The following is a 19,258-nucleotide window of genomic DNA, read 5'->3' on the forward strand; positions in this document are numbered from 1 at the left end:
CTGGCTTGCCTGCGATGGCGGAGTATCAGCCAGCACATCTGCCGCCTGTTACAACGCCATCGCAGGCAAGCTAGCTCCCACAGGGGTTTTGTGGTGTTGGTTGAGGCTGGGTTACTTGGGGTAGAGCGGCAGCAAGCTGGTGGTGTCGGTGGCCAGGTCTTGCTCGCGTTCGGCCACGGGGATGGCCTTGATCGCTCGCCATTGATCGTTCCCACGCAGAGCGTGGGAACGAGCAGGCTCGGGGGTTACTTGGGGTAGAGCGGCGGCAAACTGGTGGTATCAGTGGTCGGGTCTTGTTCGCGTTCGGCAACGGGGATGGCCTTGATCGCTCGCCATTGATCGTTCCCACGCTCTGCGTGGTAATGCATCCCGTGACGCTCTGCGTCACCGTTGCACAGGGCGTAAAACCTGGACGCGGAGCGTCCGGGGCGGCATTCCCACGCAGAGCGTGGGAACGAGCAGGCTCGGGGGTTACTTGGGGTAGAGCGGCGGCAAGCTGGTGGTGTCGGTGGCCGGGTCTTGCTCGCGTTCGGCCACGGGGATGGCTTTGATCGCTCGCCACAGGTCATCACCCAACCAGTATTGACCGCTTTCGCTGTACAGCGCGCCATTCAGGCCATCCAGGGCATCTGACAGCGGCACAAACCGTGCGGCCATGTCGGCCAGGGTTTCGGGTTGTTGCCGCGCCCAGGCGTCGAGGGCCTGGCGGGTGGCGTGGGGGTCGTTGGCCTGGGTGGCGCGCTTGAGGTCGTCGAGCAGGGTGCGTGGGCTGGGACCGGTTTGCGCGGCGCGTTGTACCGCCGGTTGCCGGCGTGCGCGCCACCACAGGCCAAAGCCCAGCAGGGTGGTGCAGGCCAGTATCAGTGTGCTCAGTTGCCACAGCCACAGGCGGTCATCGTCAGGGGCGGTGATGATCGTCGGTGTCGCCGGTGTGTCCACCACCAGGCTGGGGTTCACCGCCACGTGCACGGTGCGCGCCGGCAGGCTGGTGCGTTCCAGATGATCTTCGTGAGTGTTCCACCACACCACTTCCACGGCGGGCAGTTCCAGTTCGCCGGCGCGGGTCGGCACCAGGGCTTCGCGGTCTTCACGGCTGCCGGTCAGGCCGCGGTCGCTGGTACGGTTAGCCATCACTGGTTGGTCGGGGTAGCGGCGCAGGCCGTTGACCTCGGTGCCGGGCAGCGCCGGCAGTTGTGCGCTGGACAGGCCTTCGGCCTCCACGGTAAGGCTGCGGGTCAGAGAGTCGCCGACTTGCACGTGGTCCGGCGTGGGGTTCCAGCCTTCGCTCAAGGTCAGGCTGCGCGCGGGCAACCAGGGGGTGTCGGCGGGGTAGGCGTCCGGTTTGGGTTTGACCGTCAAGGGCAGGGGCGCTGAGCTAACGTGAATCATCTTGCCCGGCTTGGTGCCCTGCAGGGTGTTTTCCTGGGGCGGTCGCGATTCCACCAGGGTAGCGCTGAAGGTCTGCGCCGGAATCACCACAGCGCCGCTGTGTTGCGGGTAGAGGGCGTAGCGGGTTTCGATCACGCCATGGCGAATGCTGTTGATGACCTTTTCATAGGTGCGTGATTCGCCCAGTTGTTCGACACGTGCATCCGGTATCTGCAAGGGCGTGAGGCTGCTGTCGTCATACAGCGACACCGAGTGGTAGACGCGCACGGTCAACAGGGCCTGGGCCTGCACGTACACGCTGGTCTGGTCGAGGCTGGCTTCGATGAACACCGGGGCCAGTTCGGCGCTGGTGTTCTGGCTGGCGCTTTCCACCACTTGCAGGGTGATCGGCTGGGTCTTGAGTGCGCCCACCTGCAGCGGCGGGATCACCACGTTGCCGTTTACCTTGGGCAACAGGGTGATGATCCAGCGGGTGGTGGCGTGGTTGTCGCCGTCCAGCGTGGTGAGTTGGTTGATCTGGCGGGTGCCGCTGACTTCGAACTGCGCGTCCAGGGGCGACAGGTCCGGTTTGCCAAACTGGGTTACATCACTGGATTGCACCGTCAGCTCCACCGTTTCCCCGGAGTTGAGGCGGCTGCGGTCTACGCTGGCGACCAGGTCCGCCGCCTGGGCGTGGCCTGCCGACAACGCGAGCAGGAGCAAAAGGGTAGTGCGGCGGCTCATCGAGTGGTGTCCTGATGTTGTTGCTGTTCGTACCAGAATTTGCGGCGCAACAGCTCGCCGGGGTTGTCCGGGATTTCCTGCAACCATTGCTCCAGCGCTTGGCGGCGCTCGCCTTCCAGGCGCGTGTCGGCAGGGCGCAGTGGCGGCGTGGTCGTTTGCTCGTCACCCAGTTCGCTGCCTGGCACTTCATTGCCACCGGCCTGTGGCGGGGCGTTGGCCTGGGTCTCACCCGTGCCGGCTTCGCCCTGGCCGTGGGACGACTGCTCGCCGCCCTGGGCCGTTTGTGCGCTGGCGCCCGGTTGCGCAGTTTGGCCGGGTTGGGCGGTTTCGTCATCTTCGTTTTTTGCGGACGGGTCTGGCTCGGGCTGCGCTTGCTCCTGCATCAGCGCTTCAACCAGGGCTTTGTTTTTCAGCGCGGGCTGCAAATCGGGCTGGGCTTCCAGGGCTTGTTCATACGCATCAAGGGCCGCCTCAAGTTCACCGGCCTTGGCCAGGGCATTGCCGCGGTTGTAGTGAGAATAGGCGTCGCTGCCTTGGGCAAACCGCTTGATGGCCTCGGCGTAATTGCCGGCTTCATACAACGCAACGCCTTGCCATTGCGGGTCCTGGAAGTGTTCGGCGGCTTCGGCCGGGCGTTTGTGCTTGAGCAGGTACTGGCCTTGTTGGTCGGGGCGCAGCCACAGGTCCTGCAGCCCAAAGGCGTAGCTGGGTTGCGGCGCGCCCATCAGCAACAAGGGCAGGCAGAACAGCCAGCCGCGACGCCCGGCGCACGCGGCCAGCAGCAACAACGGCAAGAGCAGCCAGTAACCCTGGTCGGCCCAGCTGTCCAGGCGCAGCCGTTGGCCGTCGTCGCGCAGGGCCTGGGCGCTGTCGAGCATGCCGAGTTGGCGCAGGTCCTTGTCATCCAGGCGTGCCGCACGGTAGCGGCCGCCCATTTCGCTGGCGAACGCCTTGAGGGTCGGGCTGTCAAGACGCGGCACCAGGATCGCGCCCTGGTCGTCCTTGAGGAATTCGCCGCTCTCCTGCGTCACCGGCGTGCCTTCGCGACTGCCGATGCCGAGGATCGACAACGTTGGAGCCTGGGCACTTTGCAGTTGCAGGCGGATGCCTTGGCGCTCTTGTTTGGACAGTGAGGAACCGATCAGCAGCAGGCGCCCCTGGCCGAGACCGCCTTGCTTGAGCAGGCCCAGGGCTTTTTCCACGGCCAGATCGGCACGATGGCCGGGCTCGGGCATGATCGATGGGCGCAGGGCTTCCAACAGGTTGCGGCTGGTAGCCAGGTCATCGGACAGCGGTACCAAAGTATGGGCGCTGCCGGCATACACGATGATGGCTGTTTGCGCATCGGTGCGTGCTTGCAGCAAGTCATACAGCTTGCGCCGCGCCTGTTCCAGGCGGTTGGGCGGGCTGTCGGTGGCGAGCATTTCCGGGGTCAGTTCCAGCAGCACCACCAGGGGGTCGGAAGGTTTCTGGCTGGCCTGTTCAACCCGTTGCCAACTGGGGCCCAGCAACGCGAGCACGGCCAACAGCCAGGCGATGCCGAGCACCACCCATGGCGATTTACTCTCGCGGCCATTGCCACCACTGAGCAACTCGGCATGGAACGCCGGCGGCAGGATCATCTGCCAGCGCCCGGCGCGCTTTTGCCGATGCCATAGCTGCCACAGCAACCAGCCAAGCAGGGGCAGCAGCAATAGCCACCAGGGGCGCAACCAGTGCGGCCACAGCGCGATCATCGACGCCTCCGCAAGCGCAGGCGCTGTAGGCGCTGGCGCCATTCAGGGTGTTGCTGCAAAAAGATGCCCCTGCTCGATAGCCTATTGAAGGCTCGTTGCAAAGCGTTGTTCGGCCAGCGTTCCTGGATCACCAGCAGCAGGCTCAACACCAACGCCAAGGCCAACGGGCCGCTGTACAGCGCCTGAGCCGGGCGGGCCTGGGTGGGTTGTTGCTCCACGGGTTCAAGGGTGTCGAGGGTGTCCTTGATCTTTAGCAGTTCCTCGCCGTCCCGGGCGCGGAAATACTGGCCGCCGGTGGCCTCGGCCAGTGCCTTGAGCGCCGGTTCGTCGAGGTCCAGGCTCGGGTTTACGCCAAGGATGCCCAGGGAGCCGGTTTGCTCGGGGTCGGCACCGATGCCGATGGGGTAGATTTTTACGCCTTCCTCGGCCGCCAGGCGCGCGGCGGTCAACGGGTCGATCTGCCCGGCGTTGTTGGCGCCGTCGGTGACCAGGATCAGCACGCGGCTTTGCGCCGGGCGTTGGCGCAGACGCTTGAGGGCCAGGCCGATGGCGTCGCCGATGGCGGTATTCTTGCCGGCAATGCCGATGCGCGCTTCATCCAGCCAGGTGCGCACGGTGCGGCGGTCAAAGGTCAGGGGCGCTTGCAGGTAGGCTTGGCTGCCGAACAGGATCAGGCCCACGCGGTCACCTTCACGCTCCTCCAGAAAGTCTCCCAGCAGGTGCTTGACCAGGGCCAGGCGGCTGACGTCCTCGTCCTGCCAATGCATGTCGGGAAAATCCATGGAGCCGGAGACATCCACCGCCACCAGCAAATCCCGGCCGCTGGCAGCAATCGGCAAGGGTTCGCCCAGCCATTGCGGGCGGGCGGCGGCGGTCAACAGCAGCAGCCACAGCACCACGAATGGGGCTTGCTGGCGCCAGCCGGGCAGGTTGACCCGGGCACGACGCCGGGCCAAGCCTTCCAGGTCACTGAGGTAACTGACTTTGAGCGCCGGTTCGCCGCTGTCGGCCACGGGCAGCACCAGGCGCATGATCCAGGGCAGTGGCAACAGGGCGAAGATCCACGGCCAGGCGAACTCAAACATGTTTGCGAATCCAGGTGTCGACGGCTTGGGTGAGACCGGCGATGGCTTTGTCGTCGAGCTTGCATTCGGGTTTGTAGGCGCCTTCCACCAACACCATCCAGCGCGTCAGGCCGGCGGCGGGGCAGCGGTTATCCAGGAAGGCTAGCCATTTGCGCCCGTTGAGGGTGTGGCTCTGGCTATAAGGGTAGTCGTTACGGCACAGGCGCTTGAGCAGGCCGTTGAGTTGCTGCAACCAGGCGCCCGCTGGCGCTCCGTCGTAGGGCTTGGGCATCAACGCCAACTCGGCCAGGGCGGCGATACGCAACGGGTCCAGCGGTTGTTCGGCACGGGCCACGGGGCGGCGGGCCGGCAGGAAACGACGCAGCCACCACAAGCCCCAACCGAGCAGTGGGATCACCAGCAGCAACAGCCACCAGCCCGGCGCAGGTGGCCAGAAGCCAATGGCGGGCGGGGCAATCAGCGGTTGCAGTTGGTCCAGGCTGCTCATGGTTTTTTAACCGGGCGTTGCGGGTTGAGGTATTCGCGCAGTTGCTCGACCATTTCACTCTGGGTGCTCAAGGGCATCAACAACAGCCGCAGTTTCTGCGCGAGCAGTTCCCAGCGGGCGATACGCGCTTCGGCTTGGGCCTTGTAGGCCTGGCGCAGGTCGATGTTCAGTGTGTCCAGTTCCAGTTGCGCACCTCTTTGTGCGAAACGCAGCAGCCCGGCGGCGGGCAGGGCGTGGTCCAACGGGTCGGAGATTCGCAACAACAGCAGGTCGCAATGGCGCGCCAGCAGGCTCAGCTGTTGCTCGGCGCCTTCGGTGAGGGCGCGTTCATCACAGATCACCACCACCAGGCTGCCCGGGCGCAGTACCTCGCGGCCACGGCGCAAGGCCATGCCCAGGGCATCCGCTTCCGGCTGACGCTCGGTATCCAGGCTCTGGTTGACCCGCACCAGCCGGTTAAGCAGTTGCAATAGGCTTTGCTTGCTGCGCCGTGGCTTGATCTCGTAGTGCTCATTGTCGCCGAACACCAGCCCGCCCACCCGGTCGTTATGGCCCAGGGCGGCCCAGCCGATCAGGCTGGCGGCCTGGGCGGCGAGCACCGACTTGAACATTTGCCCCGAGCCGAAAAACAGCCGGCAACTTTGCTCGACCATGATGAAAATCGGCCGTTCGCGCTCTTCGTGGAACAGCTTGGTGTGCGGCTCCTGGGTACGCGCCGTCACGCGCCAGTCGATGGTGCGCACGTCGTCGCCGGCCTGGTACACGCGCACCTGGTCGAAATCGACGCCACGCCCGCGCAGCTTGGAGTGATGCAGGCCCACCAGCGGGCTACGCTGGCCAGGCGTGGAGAACAACTGCACTTCACGCACGCGGTGGCGCATCTCAATCAATTCACTGAGGGTTACGCGGATACCATCGCTTGCGTTCATCGACTTCAAGCGACGGCAACGACGTCGAGAATGCGTTGCACCACGCGGTCCTGGTCGACACCGGCGGCTTCGGCCTCGAACGACAGGATGATGCGGTGACGCAGCACGTCGAACAGCACCGCCTGGATATCTTCCGGGCTGACAAAATCGCGACCGGCCAACCAGGCATGGGCTCGGGCACAACGGTCCAGGGCGATGGAACCACGGGGGCTGGCGCCATAGGCGATCCACTCGGCCATTTCCGGGTCGAACTTGGCAGGGGTGCGCGTGGCCATCACCAGTTGCACCAGGTATTCCTCCACGGCATCGGCCATGTACAGGCCGAGGATTTCCTTACGCGCAGCAAAGATGGCCTGCTGACTGACCCGGCGCTCGGGCTTGGTTTCGCCATTGAGTGCTTCGCCGCGGGCTTGCTGCAGGATGCGGCGCTCGACGGCGGCGTCCGGGAAGCCGATCTTGACGTGCATCAGGAACCGGTCGAGCTGCGCTTCGGGCAGCGGGTAGGTGCCTTCCTGTTCGATGGGGTTCTGCGTGGCCATCACCAAAAACAGCGGCGACAGCTCATAGGTGCTGCGGCCTACGCTGACCTGACGCTCAGCCATCGCTTCAAGCAAGGCCGACTGGACCTTGGCCGGGGCACGGTTGATTTCGTCGGCCAGTACCAGATTGTGGAAGATCGGCCCCTGCTGGAATACGAAACTGCCGGTTTCCGGGCGATAGATCTCAGTGCCGGTGATGTCGGCGGGCAGCAGGTCGGGGGTGAACTGAATACGATGGAACTGCGCTTCGATCCCTTCGGCCAACTCCTTGATCGCCTTGGTCTTGGCCAGCCCCGGTGCGCCTTCGACCAGCATATGGCCGTCGGCGAGCAGGGCGATCAGCAGACGATCGATGAGTTTTTCCTGGCCGAGAATCTGCGTAGAAAGAAAGGTTCGCAGCGCAAGCAGCGCTTCACGATGTTCCATCGATGACGGTTCCTGGAAAGATGAGCCTGGGTGTTGTGACAGAACACCGGGCCTGGGGCGTTTACTTTAATGCATCGCGGGGTGCGGCGACTAACGGCTTGATGGGTATTTTTAGCAAAACCCATGGGATAGCAAGCGTCTGGGCTGGTAAAGCACGGTCACTGTGGGAGCTGGCTTGCCTGCGATGGCCTCAACTCGGTCTGGCTGAAAGACCCCACCGCCTGCATTGCAGGCAAGCCAGCTCCCACATGGGGTCTTCGGTGCATTCAGATCCGAATGAAAGTGCCGGTGCCTGTGAGGATGTTCTGCAGCGTTTCCTGCACTTCGGCCATGTCTGCCGCAGCGGTGCTGTGGGTGATCTCCAACTGGTCCTTGCCGCCCAAGGCATCGGCATCGCCGGCCGCCAGTTCGATCAATAAGGTGGTGTCGCCCAGCGTCACTTTCAGCCCATTGAGGGTCGAAGGCTCGTAATCCCAGGTCAGCTCCACTTCATCTTCATCCGGGTAACGGGTGAGCATGAACATTTCGCCGTTCTTGCCGTGACAGCAAAGCATGGCCATGTTGTCTTCTTCGTCGTCGCACGGAGTGGCAATCAGGGCGTCGGTTTTCAGCTGCAGCATGGGGCAATCCTGTGTTGGGGAGGGCAATTGTGCCACTGCGGCGAATTTTGTGCTTCATCCTGTGTCGGAAGTCAGGCATGACCTGACGGGCCGGATCGGTCATTTCTGGTACTGATGGTGTGCAAAGTAGCAAGATTTTCTACCGAAAATCCGAGGTTGCCCAAGTTGCAACCGACACCCTGCTTACCGATGACCGAATATGTCGCAGCGTCGCAAGCAGCGTTCTTCCTACACTCGTTAAGCTGCGCAACGGATGTGCCCTGTGCCAGGCGCCTGACCTGCCCGTCGTATCGTCATCTGGCCAACGGCATGCCGTATGGAAGTTGTATGTGACCTGACTGTCCTGTCCAGCTTCACCCACCTGTCACCCTGATTCGTTTATGGTGCTTGTCAGCACACCAGCGAACAGAGCTGACGGTCTCCCCGCAAGGGGATAACACGCGACGCTTTCATCAATAACAAGCCCAAGCGGAGTACCACAGATGGCGTTCTTCACCGCAGCCAGCAAGGCCGACTTCCAGCACCAACTGCAAGCGGCACTGGCGCAGCACATCAGCGAACAGGCACTGCCACAAGTGGCGCTGTTCGCTGAGCAATTCTTCGGCATCATTTCTCTGGACGAACTGACCCAGCGTCGCCTTTCCGACCTGGCCGGTTGCACCCTGTCTGCCTGGCGCCTGCTTGAGCGCTTTGATCACACCCAACCGCAAGTGCGGGTCTACAACCCCGATTATGAGCGTCATGGCTGGCAATCGACTCATACTGCGGTCGAAGTGCTGCACCATGACCTGCCCTTTCTGGTCGACTCGGTACGCACCGAGCTGAATCGCCGTGGCTACAGCATCCATACCTTGCAAACCACCGTGCTCAGCGTGCGTCGTGGCAACAAGGGCGAGCTGCTGGAAATCCTGCCCAAGGGCACCCAGGGCGACGGCATCCTGCAAGAATCGCTGATGTACCTGGAGATCGACCGCTGCGCCAACGCCGCCGAACTGAACGTGCTGAGCAAAGAGCTTGAGCAGGTACTGGGCGAAGTGCGCGTAGCCGTGGCCGATTTCGAACCGATGAAAGCCAAGGTTCAGGACCTGCTCGCCGGTATCGACGCCAGCGCGTTCGCCATTGACGGCGAAGAAAAAGCCGAGATCAAGAACTTCCTCGAATGGCTGGTGGGCAACCACTTCACCTTCCTGGGCTACGAAGAGTTCGTGGTACGTGACGAGGCGGACGGCGGTCATATCGAATATGACGCCAGCTCCTTCCTCGGTCTGACCAAGCTGCTGCGCGCCGGCCTCACCGCCGAAGACCTGCGCATCGAGGACTACGCGGTGGCCTACCTGCGCGAGCCGACCGTACTGTCGTTCGCCAAGGCCGCCCACCCAAGCCGCGTGCACCGTCCGGCCTACCCTGACTACGTGTCGATCCGCGAGATCAGCGCCGACGGCAAGGTCATCAAGGAACACCGTTTCATGGGCCTGTACACCTCCTCGGTGTACGGCGAAAGCGTGCGAGTGATTCCGTACATTCGTCGCAAGGTCGCGGAAATCGAACGTCGTTCGGGCTTCCAGGCCAAGGCGCACCTGGGTAAAGAGCTTGCCCAGGTGGTGGAAGTATTGCCCCGTGACGACCTGTTCCAGACTCCAGTCGACGAGCTGTTCAGCACCGTGATGTCAATCGTGCAGATCCAGGAACGCAACAAGATCCGCGTGTTCCTGCGCAAAGACCCCTACGGTCGTTTCTGCTACTGCCTGGCGTACGTGCCACGCGACATCTACTCCACCGAAGTGCGCCAGAAGATCCAGCAAGTGCTGATGGACCGTCTGAAGGCCTCGGACTGCGAGTTCTGGACCTTCTTCTCCGAGTCCGTCCTTGCCCGTGTGCAACTGATTCTGCGAGTTGACCCGAAGAACCGCCTGGACATCGACCCGCTGCAACTGGAAAAAGAAGTGGTGCAGGCCTGCCGCAGCTGGCAGGACGACTACGCCAGTCTGGTCGTGGAAAGCTTCGGCGAAGCCCAGGGCACCAACGTGCTGGCGGATTTCCCTAAGGGCTTCCCGGCCGGCTACCGCGAGCGTTTCGCTGCGCATTCGGCTGTGGTCGACATGCAGCACCTCAACAGTTTGACCGAAGCCAACCCGCTGGTGATGAGCTTCTATCAGCCGCTGGGCCAGGTCTCCGGCCAGCGTGAGCTGCATTGCAAGCTCTACCACGCTGACACCCCGCTGGCGCTGTCCGACGTACTGCCGATCCTGGAAAACCTCGGCCTGCGCGTGCTGGGCGAGTTTCCGTATCGCCTGCGCCATGCCAATGGCCGTGAGTTCTGGATTCATGATTTTGCGTTCATCGCCGCCGAAGGCGTGAACCTGGATATCCAACAGCTCAACGACACCCTGCAGGATGCATTCGTGCACATCGTGCATGGCGATGCCGAGAACGATGCGTTCAACCGCCTGGTCCTCACCGCCGGCCTGCCATGGCGCGACGTGGCGCTGCTGCGTGCCTATGCCCGTTACCTGAAGCAGATTCGCCTGGGCTTCGACCTGGGTTACATCGCCAGCACCCTGAACAACCACACCGACATCGCCCACGAGTTGACCCGGTTGTTCAAGACCCGCTTCTACCTGGCGCGCAAGCTCACTGCCGACGACCTGGAAGACAAGCAGCAACGCCTGGAACAAGCGATTCTCACGGCTCTGGACGACGTTCAGGTGCTCAACGAAGACCGCATCCTGCGTCGCTACCTGGACCTGATCAAGGCCACCCTGCGCACCAACTTCTACCAGACCGATGCCAACGGCCAGAACAAGTCGTACTTCAGCTTCAAGTTCGACCCGCGTGCCATCCCCGAGCTGCCCAAGCCAGTGCCGAAGTTTGAAATCTTCGTGTACTCGCCACGGGTCGAGGGCGTGCACCTGCGCTTCGGCAACGTCGCTCGTGGCGGCCTGCGCTGGTCTGACCGTGAAGAAGACTTCCGCACCGAAGTGCTTGGCCTGGTAAAAGCCCAGCAAGTGAAGAACTCGGTAATCGTGCCGGTGGGCGCCAAGGGCGGCTTCCTGCCGCGTCGCCTGCCATTGGGCGGCAGCCGGGACGAGATCGCGGCCGAAGGCATCGCCTGCTACCGCATCTTCATCTCCGGCCTGTTGGACATCACCGACAACCTGAAAGACGGCGCCCTGGTGCCGCCGGCCAACGTCGTGCGTCATGACGACGATGACCCGTACCTGGTGGTAGCGGCGGACAAGGGCACTGCAACCTTCTCCGACATCGCCAACGGCATTGCCATCGACTACGGCTTCTGGCTGGGCGATGCGTTCGCCTCCGGTGGTTCGGCTGGTTACGACCACAAGAAAATGGGCATCACCGCCAAGGGCGCATGGGTAGGTGTACAGCGTCACTTCCGTGAGCGCGGCATCAACGTGCAGGAAGACAGCATCACAGTGGTAGGCGTCGGCGATATGGCCGGTGACGTGTTCGGTAACGGCTTGTTGATGTCGGACAAACTGCAACTGGTCGCAGCCTTCAACCACCTGCATATCTTCGTCGACCCGAACCCGAACCCGGCCACCAGCTTCGTCGAGCGCAAGCGTTTGTTCGAACTGCCGCGTTCGGCCTGGACCGACTACGACACCAGCATCATGTCCGAAGGTGGCGGTATCTTCTCGCGCAGCGCGAAAAGCATTGCCATCTCGCCACAGATGAAAGAACGCTTCGACATCCAGGCCGATAAGCTGACCCCGACCGAACTGCTCAACGCCTTGCTCAAGGCGCCGGTGGACCTGTTGTGGAACGGCGGTATCGGTACCTACGTCAAGGCCAGCACCGAAAGCCATGCCGACGTGGGCGACAAGGCCAACGACGCGCTGCGCGTGAACGGCAACGAACTGCGCTGCAAGGTGGTGGGCGAGGGCGGCAACCTGGGCATGACCCAACTGGGCCGTGTGGAATTCGGCCTCAATGGCGGCGGTTCCAACACCGACTTCATCGACAACGCCGGTGGCGTGGATTGCTCCGACCACGAAGTGAACATCAAGATCCTGCTCAACGAAGTGGTGCAGGCCGGTGACATGACCGACAAGCAGCGCAACCAGTTGCTGGCGAGCATGACCGACGAAGTTGGCAACCTGGTGTTGGGCAACAACTACAAGCAGACCCAGGCCCTGTCCCTGGCTGCGCGCAAGGCTTACGAGCGTGCTGCCGAGTACAAGCGCCTGATGAGCGACCTGGAAGGCCGTGGCAAGCTGGACCGTGCCATCGAGTACCTGCCGACCGAGGAACAGCTTACTGAACGCGCCTCTGCCGGCAAGGGCCTGACCCGCCCGGAACTGTCGGTACTGATCTCGTACAGCAAGATCGACCTCAAGGAAGCATTGCTCAAGTCGCTGGTACCGGATGATGAGTACCTGACCCGTGACATGGAGACCGCGTTCCCACCGAGCCTGGTGGCCAAGTTCGGCGAAGCCATGCGTCGCCATCGTCTGAAGCGCGAGATCGTCAGCACCCAGATCGCCAACGACCTGGTCAACCACATGGGCATCACCTTCGTGCAGCGACTCAAAGAGTCGACCGGTATGAGCCCAGCGAACGTGGCGGGCGCGTATGTGATCGTGCGGGACATCTTCCATCTCCCGCACTGGTTCCGTCAGATTGAAGCCCTGGACCACCAGGTTTCCGCTGACGTGCAACTGGAGCTCATGGATGAACTGATGCGCCTGGGCCGTCGTGCTACGCGCTGGTTCTTGCGCAGCCGTCGCAACGAGCAAGACGCCGGGCGCGACACCGCGCACTTCGGTCCGCACCTGGCGGCGCTGGGCCTCAAGCTCGACGAACTGCTGGAAGGCCCTACCCGCGAAGGCTGGCAGAACCGCTACCAGGCCTACACCCAGGCCGGCGTACCAGAGTTGTTGGCGCGCATGGTTGCAGGCACTACCCACCTGTACACCTTGCTGCCGATCATCGAAGCCGCCGACGTGACCGGGCATGACGCCGCCGAAGTGGCCAAGGCCTACTTCGCCGTGGGCAGCGCCCTGGACCTGCCTTGGTACCTGCAGCAGATCAGCGATCTGCCAGTGGCCAACAACTGGCAAGCCCAGGCCCGCGAAGCCTTCCGCGACGACGTGGACTGGCAGCAACGGGCGATCACCATTTCGGTCCTGCAAATGGCCGATGCGCCACAAGACATGGAAGCCCGCGTGGCCCTGTGGCTTGAGCAGCATCAGGACATGGCGGATCGCTGGCGTGCCATGATGGTGGAAATTCGTGCCGCAGTGGGCACGGACTACGCCATGTACGCGGTGGCCAACCGTGAGTTGCTGGACCTGGCGTTGAGCGGTCAGTCGGTGGTGCAACCGGCTTGATGCCTCGCTAAACCAAAAGCCCCCGCATCCTGAGATGCGGGGGCTTTTTTATTTGATCTGGAATGCGATCAATGTGGGAGCTGGCTTGCCTGCGATAGCGGCGGGTCAGTTAATAATTTGGTCACTGGTACACCGCTATCGCAGGCAAGCCAGCTCCCACAGTTTTAACTTTACTCACTTGGAGTCAGTGGTGTTTGAGTAGTCGGGTTTCCAGGTGATCCAGGTGCTGGGTCATCAGGGCGACGGCCGTGTGAGCGTCGCGCTGTTCCACGGCATCCACAATCGCCACATGCTCCTGCCACGCGCAATAGGTGCAGGCTTTTACTTCAAATTGCGCAATGATCAACGACGTCAACGGCACCAGGCTGTTGAGAAACTGCGCCAACGGCGCATTGCCTGCCATGTGCGCCAGTTGCAGATGAAACTCTCCCGAAAACCGGATCGCCGGCCCCCGTTGGTCACGCTCAATGGCGTCGCGCTCCTGTGCAATCAGCTCGCGCAGTTGGCGAATCTGCATCGCTGTGGCCTGAGCGCAGGCCAGTTGCACCACGGTCATTTCGGTGAGGCGCCGTGCTTCCAGAATCTGCCGTGTGTGCTGGGCATCCGGCGCGGCGACCTGGGCGCGCTGGTTGGGGCGCAGGATGACCACTTGCTGATGGGACAGCTTGGCGAGCACTCGGCGAATCACGCTGCGGCTCACGCCAAAGAGTTCGCCCAGGCCTTCTTCGGTGAAGCGGCTGGCGGGCGCAATGCGTTGCTCAAGAATGGCGTCGAACAAGCGTGGGTAGATATCGTCCACCGAGGGCTTTTTTTCGGGCGTCCAGCGTAGGGACGTGAGGGTGGAGTCGCGTTGCAGGGCGTGAGCGTTCATGGCCGGTCTCCGAAAATCAACTGCCCAGATGGTCGTCCGGGATATTCAAGCGAATGCCCATGCGCAGGCCTTCCTGCAGGATGTGCCGACGCATTTCGGCACTGGCCAGGGCGCTGTTCTTGTTGCGGATGGCGCGTACCACGGCCTCGTTCTCTTGCAGGCGTTCGGCCAGGTGTTCAGGCGAGTTGCGCAGTACCTGGGCGCTTTGCTTGAGCGCGGTGCTGGTTTGCTGCACCACGTTCTGGAAGATCGGGTTGGAGGTCAGGGCGAACAATTCTTCATGGAAGTCGATATAGGCGTTCATGCCGGCTTCGGCATCGCCGGCATCGAGGGCCTCGCGCATGTCCATCAGGGTCAGGCGCAGTTGGCCGATTTCCTTGCTGCTGATGGACTGGGCCACCAGGCCGACGATGAAGGGTTCGAGGGTGTAGCGCAGTTGCAGGATGTCCTCGAGGCTGGCATCGGCCACGGCGTCGCTCGATTGCGGCTCGCTGACGCTGGTTTCCAGCACGACCACGCCTTTGCCGGGCATGGAGCGCACCAGGCCGAGGGTCTCCAGCACGATTACCGCTTCGCGCAGGCTCGGGCGGCTGATACCTAGCTGTTCGGCCAGTTCGCGTTGACCGGGCAGCATTTCACCGCGGCGCCACTGGCCTCGCGCCAAGGCGGCGCGCAGTTTTTCTACCACTGAATTGACGACGGTTGAAGTGCTGATCACGTCGAAGGCTCCTTGATGTTGCTCATACAGTATTCAGTCTGGCGAAGGTCCAGTGTGGGAGCTGGCTGGCCTGCGATGACTGAGTGTCAGGCACTACAGTTGACGCTGACCCACCGCTATCGCAGGCAAGCCAGCTCCCACATTGGATGGGTGTTGTCCTAGAACTCCTGATGCGCCGGCAGTACCGGCTTCTTGGCCTGGAAGGCATAGCCTTGCTGGCCGTCGAGCACCTTGTTGGCGCGCTGGATATCAATGTCTTTTTCCCAGCGTGCAATCGCCACGGTGGCCACGCAGTTGCCGATCAGGTTGGTCAGCGCACGGCCGATGCCCATGAACCAGTCCACGGCCAGCACCAACACCAGGCCGACCACCGGAATCGCCGGAATCGCTGTGAGCGTTGCCGCCAGAATCACCAATGCCGAGCCTGGAATGCCGTGGGCGCCCTTGGAGGTGATCAACGATACCAGGAGGATGGTCAGCAAGTCGGTCATCGACAGCGGTGTGCCGGTGGCGTTGGCGATAAACACGATAGCCAGGGTCAGGTAGATGGAAAAACCGTCGAGGTTGAACGAATAGCCGGTGGGAATCACCAGGCCCACGGTGGAGCTGCCGATGCCCAGGTGTTCCAGTTTACGCATGATCTGCGGCAACACCGCGTCGGACGACGCGGTGCCCATCACGATCAGCAGTTCTTCGCGCAGGTACTTGAGCAGCGGCAACATGCGCAGGCCCGACAGGCGCATCACCAGCCCGAGGATCACCGCCACAAAGGCAAAACAGGTCAGGTAGAAAAGCCCCACCAGGCTGCCCAGGTGTTGCAGTGAATCGAGGCCATAGGTGCTGGTGGTGAACGCGATGGCACCGAATACGCCAATCGGCGCCAGGCGCACGATCATGCCCATGATGCGGAAGATCACATGGCTCAATTCGTTGATCAGTCGCGAAATCCCGCTGGCCGCTTCGCCCACCAGGTTCAGCGCGCTGCCGAACAACACCGAAAACAACAGCACTTGCAGCACGTTATTATCGGCAAAGGCGCCGACTACCGAGTTGGGGATCAACTCCATCAGAAACTGGCTGGTGCCGCGGATGTGCTGGCCCTTGTCCGCCAGTTCATTCAAACCGGCGGAAGAGAGTTGCTCCAGGTGAATATTGGCGCCGCTGCCGATGCCGGTGCTGAAGGCCATGATCAGGCCGAGCACCAGGGCGACGGTGGTCAACATCTCAAAATAGATCACCGACTTGAGGCCGATGCGTCCGACCTTCTTCAAGTCGCCCGCGCCGGAAATACCGCTGACCACTACGCAGAACACGATCAGGCCGATCAGCATTTTGATCAGCTTGATAAAGCCGTCACCCAAAGGTTTGAGTTGCGAGGAGAATTCGGGAAGGGCCAGGCCGCAGACGATGCCGAGTATCAGGCCAATCACGACTTGCAGGAAAATCGAACGCGAGCACCATCTGAGCATGGGAGGGATCTCTATTCGGTGCCCTGGTGGTTCCAGGGCTTAATTGTTGTGGTCTTACCGGTAAGTCCAGTGCGGGGCCAGTCTACGCTCGGGTTTTTTCAAATCACAAGTAAATATTTGGCGGTTGGCAGGTCCCGGTCTGACCAGTTGGTCGGTAAGTACGATGCTTGAGCGGTTGGCGGGGATTAATTTTTTTTGCGTATCATCGCCTTGGGCATACGAGGTGATGGATGGATCAATCAGGGCTGACAACCGACGAAGCAGGGCGCATGTATTGCGCCTGGCGCACTGCAGCGCCTGCGTACCTGCATTACCACGACCACGAGTGGGGTGTGCCGGTGGCGGATGACATCGCGTTGTACGAGAAGATCTGCCTGGAGGGGTTTCAGGCGGGGATGGCGTGGATCACCATCCTGCGCAAGCGCGAAAACTTTCGACAGGCGTTCGAGGGTTTTGATTTTCGCCGGGTGGCGCACTACGGCGAGGCGGACATCGAGCGGTTGATGAGCGAACCGGGCATCGTGCGCAATCGCGCGAAAATCATCTCGGCCATCAACAACGCACGCCGGGCCTGTGAGCTGGTGGAGGAGACCGGTTCGCTGGCGCGCTGGCTGTGGGCGTTCGAACCCGGCGCGCAAGAGCGGCCGGCAGTGGTGGACATGGCTTATTGGACGGCCAATCCGACCTCAGCGGCTTCGGTGCGCTTGTCCAAGGCCCTGAAGAAACGCGGCTGGACCTTCGTCGGCCCGACCACGATGTATGCGTTGATGCAGGCGATGGGGATGGTCAATGATCACTTGGAGGGTTGCGAGTGCCGGCCGCGCATTGAACACCAGCGCAACCTGTTCAAACGTCCCTGACCAGATACGGTTAAAACTGTGGGAGCTGGCTTGCCTGCGATAACGGTGGGCCAGTAAAAGATGAGCTGGCGGGTCCACCGCTATCGCAGGCAAGCCAGCTCCCACATGGGTTTTGTGGTGTTGCTGATTATTTGGGAAGCGGGGTGAGTACCTCAGCCTTGTCATCCAGCACCATCACCACCAGCAGCTTGGCCGGTTGGGTCTGGCTGGCATTGCTTGACTCAAAATGCCGCGAGCCGGCCGGCTCGTAGAACGATTGCCCGGCTTTGTAGGTGATCGCCTTTTCATCATTGACCCGCGAGGTGATCTCGCCTTCGAGCACATAAGCCACAGCGGTGCCGGTGTGGCTGTGGGGCACGGTGGCCTGGCCGGGGGCGTAGTCCACGGTGAGCATGATGGTTTTCTTGCCCGGCACGTTGGTCAAGGCGTGCTCTTGCAGCACCTTGAGCGTTTCCTGGTTGTAGACCGGGTCGTGGGCAAATGCACTGAGGGAGGCGAGCATCAGGGTGGCAGCGAATAAGCGTTTCATGATGAGGGTTCCATCGGGTGAAAGACCGCTTCACCCTACGCCGCCGAGGGCTTGCCACCAATGACCAATGCGCCGGAAAACTGCCTAGCCAATCTGCAGCAGAATATCGCGGACCTTGTCCAGCGCCGGGTCGATGTCCAGGGTCTCGATGGCGCCGAACCCCAGAATCAGCCCCGAGCGCACCGGCTTGTCGTGAAAAAACACGTCCAAGGGATATAAACCCACCTCAACCTGGCGCGCCCGTTCCATCAGCAATGGAATATTCACCGGCACCTTGCACAGGGCCGCCAGGTGAAAGCCCGCCACCGTCGGTACTGCCTCGAACCACGGCGACAGATCGCCCGCCAGACGCTGCAGGATGCGTTCGCGACGCCCCGCATAGACCCCGTGACAGCGGCGAATATGCTTGAGCAGGTAGCCTTCGCTGATGAACTTGGCCAGTGCCCACTGCGGCAAGGTAGCGCTGTGCTGGTCGGTCAATTGCTTGGCCTTGAGCACCGCACCATAAATGGCCGGCGGCAGCACCGCGTAGCCCAGGCGCAACTCCGGCGACAGGGTTTTGGAAAAGGTGCCGACGTAGGTGACCACGCCTCGGGTATCCATGCTTTGCAGGGAGTCGGTGGGGCGGCCTTCGTAGCGGAATTCGCTGTCGTAATCGTCTTCGATGATGATCGCGCCGAGCGCAATGGCGCGGTCCAGCAGAGCCTCGCGCCGCGCCTGGCTCATGGGCATGCCGAGGGGGAACTGGTGGGACGGCGTCACATAGATCAGGCGCGTGCCATCCGGGATCTGGTCGACCTGCAGGCCCTGTTCGTCGACGGCAACACTGGCGACGCGGGCGCCCATCGCGACGAACAATTGGCGTGCGGGGCTATAGCCGGGGTCTTCCATCGCGACTAGGCTGCCGGGTTCAAGCACCACGCGGGCAAGCAGGTCCAGCGCCTGCTGTGCGCCGTTGGTGACCACGATATCGCGGGCGCTGCATTTGACCCCGCGGGAAAACGCGATATGCCCGGCGATGGCATCGCGCAGGGCGGGCACGCCTTCTGGCTGGCTGTAAAAACCACTGTTCTGGGCGATGCGACGCAACGCATCCTGGGTGCAACGCCGCCATTCATCCTGTGGGAATTGGTGGCGTGTCGTCGCGCCACCGATAAATTCGTAGCGCAGGATCTCCTCGCGGGCGGGGTGGCCCATGGGTGAGGGCAGTGCCGCCCATTTGCCCAGGTTGGCGGCACACGCCAGGTCGGTGGCGGTTTGCACGCGGTCGGGCTGTGGCGCCCAGGCATTGACGAAAGTACCGCGGCCGATCTTGCCAATCAGCAGGCCCTCGTAGGTCAAGGTGGCGTAGGTGTCCGACACGGTCTTGCGCGAGATGCCCAGTTGTTCGGCGAGCAGTCGGCTGGGGGGCAGCTGTGCGCCTGCCGACAGCCGCCCGGTGGCGATGGCTTCGCGCAACTGCTGGTAGAGCTGTTCGGCCAGGTCCTTGCGGCCATTGATTACCACGTGCAGTTCCATGTTTCATC

The 19,258-nt window shown here is 62.3% G+C and carries 15 protein-coding genes; 2 read left to right on the forward strand and 13 right to left on the reverse strand.

Annotation, left to right across the window (positions count from 1 at the left end; genetic code table 11):
• Positions 1-245 precede the first annotated feature (245 nt).
• The 8 genes from AC4PS6_RS19115 to AC4PS6_RS19150 form a co-directional block, all read right to left on the reverse strand.
• On the reverse strand, positions 246-368 hold the full coding sequence (locus AC4PS6_RS19115) for a hypothetical protein (RefSeq protein WP_020301527.1): 123 nt from the start codon (positions 366-368) through the stop codon (positions 246-248).
• 103 nt (positions 369-471) lie between these two features.
• Positions 472-2,112 carry a BatD family protein gene (locus tag AC4PS6_RS19120; RefSeq protein ID WP_019820202.1) on the reverse strand — a complete coding sequence of 547 codons (1,641 nt, stop codon included), beginning with the start codon at positions 2,110-2,112 and terminating at the stop codon, positions 472-474.
• A complete protein-coding gene (locus tag AC4PS6_RS19125; protein WP_198833825.1) occupies positions 2,109-3,848 on the reverse strand; it encodes a tetratricopeptide repeat protein in 1,740 nt (579 codons plus the stop codon). The genes AC4PS6_RS19120 and AC4PS6_RS19125 overlap by 4 nt, the downstream gene beginning before the upstream one ends.
• The gene (locus AC4PS6_RS19130; RefSeq protein WP_019820200.1) at positions 3,845-4,933 is read right to left on the reverse strand and encodes a vWA domain-containing protein; all 1,089 of its coding nucleotides are present in this window, start codon (positions 4,931-4,933) and stop codon (positions 3,845-3,847) included. Before AC4PS6_RS19130 ends, AC4PS6_RS19125 begins: the two co-directional genes overlap by 4 nt.
• Positions 4,926-5,420, reverse strand: a complete 495-nt coding sequence (locus AC4PS6_RS19135) for a DUF4381 domain-containing protein (protein ID WP_003190798.1) — start codon at positions 5,418-5,420, stop codon at positions 4,926-4,928. Before AC4PS6_RS19135 ends, AC4PS6_RS19130 begins: the two co-directional genes overlap by 8 nt.
• Positions 5,417-6,349 carry a DUF58 domain-containing protein gene (locus tag AC4PS6_RS19140; RefSeq protein WP_492180913.1) on the reverse strand — a complete coding sequence of 311 codons (933 nt, stop codon included), beginning with the start codon at positions 6,347-6,349 and terminating at the stop codon, positions 5,417-5,419. Before AC4PS6_RS19140 ends, AC4PS6_RS19135 begins: the two co-directional genes overlap by 4 nt.
• Before the next feature lie 5 nt (positions 6,350-6,354).
• The gene (locus tag AC4PS6_RS19145) at positions 6,355-7,314 is read right to left on the reverse strand and encodes an AAA family ATPase (protein WP_020301524.1); all 960 of its coding nucleotides are present in this window, start codon (positions 7,312-7,314) and stop codon (positions 6,355-6,357) included.
• 266 nt (positions 7,315-7,580) lie between these two features.
• Positions 7,581-7,934, reverse strand: coding sequence for a hypothetical protein (locus tag AC4PS6_RS19150; protein WP_336826403.1), 354 nt, complete (start codon positions 7,932-7,934; stop codon positions 7,581-7,583).
• 482 nt (positions 7,935-8,416) lie between these two features.
• On the opposite strand from AC4PS6_RS19150, the gene AC4PS6_RS19155 reads away from it, so the two are divergent.
• Positions 8,417-13,285, forward strand: a complete 4,869-nt coding sequence (locus AC4PS6_RS19155; protein ID WP_492180915.1) for an NAD-glutamate dehydrogenase — start codon at positions 8,417-8,419, stop codon at positions 13,283-13,285.
• A gap of 184 nt (positions 13,286-13,469) precedes the next feature.
• Here AC4PS6_RS19155 and AC4PS6_RS19160 read toward each other — a convergent pair whose 3' ends face one another.
• The 3 genes from AC4PS6_RS19160 to AC4PS6_RS19170 all read right to left on the reverse strand — a co-directional run bounded on the left by AC4PS6_RS19160 (position 13,470) and on the right by AC4PS6_RS19170 (position 16,358).
• Positions 13,470-14,156 carry a GntR family transcriptional regulator gene (locus AC4PS6_RS19160; RefSeq protein ID WP_014718316.1) on the reverse strand — a complete coding sequence of 229 codons (687 nt, stop codon included), beginning with the start codon at positions 14,154-14,156 and terminating at the stop codon, positions 13,470-13,472.
• A gap of 16 nt (positions 14,157-14,172) precedes the next feature.
• Positions 14,173-14,874 (reverse strand): FadR/GntR family transcriptional regulator, encoded by a 702-nt coding sequence (locus tag AC4PS6_RS19165; RefSeq protein ID WP_014718317.1) that lies wholly within the window; start codon positions 14,872-14,874, stop codon positions 14,173-14,175.
• Positions 14,875-15,032: 158 nt separating this feature from the next.
• On the reverse strand, positions 15,033-16,358 hold the full coding sequence (locus AC4PS6_RS19170; RefSeq protein ID WP_172832684.1) for a C4-dicarboxylate transporter DctA: 1,326 nt from the start codon (positions 16,356-16,358) through the stop codon (positions 15,033-15,035).
• Positions 16,359-16,573: 215 nt separating this feature from the next.
• Between AC4PS6_RS19170 and AC4PS6_RS19175 the strand changes: the two genes are divergently transcribed.
• Complete coding sequence (locus AC4PS6_RS19175) at positions 16,574-17,203, forward strand: DNA-3-methyladenine glycosylase I (protein WP_336826407.1); 630 nt, start codon at positions 16,574-16,576, stop codon at positions 17,201-17,203.
• Between the two features lie 127 nt (positions 17,204-17,330).
• Here AC4PS6_RS19175 and AC4PS6_RS19180 read toward each other — a convergent pair whose 3' ends face one another.
• Positions 17,331-17,732, reverse strand: a complete 402-nt coding sequence (locus AC4PS6_RS19180) for a cupin domain-containing protein (protein ID WP_014718320.1) — start codon at positions 17,730-17,732, stop codon at positions 17,331-17,333.
• A gap of 84 nt (positions 17,733-17,816) precedes the next feature.
• Positions 17,817-19,250: a MocR-like pyridoxine biosynthesis transcription factor PdxR gene (gene pdxR / locus AC4PS6_RS19185; protein ID WP_019820194.1), complete on the reverse strand. Its 1,434-nt coding sequence runs from the start codon at positions 19,248-19,250 to the stop codon at positions 17,817-17,819.
• Positions 19,251-19,258 lie beyond the last annotated feature (8 nt).

It is taken from the genome of Pseudomonas sp. DW-iso17 (assembly GCF_058725345.1).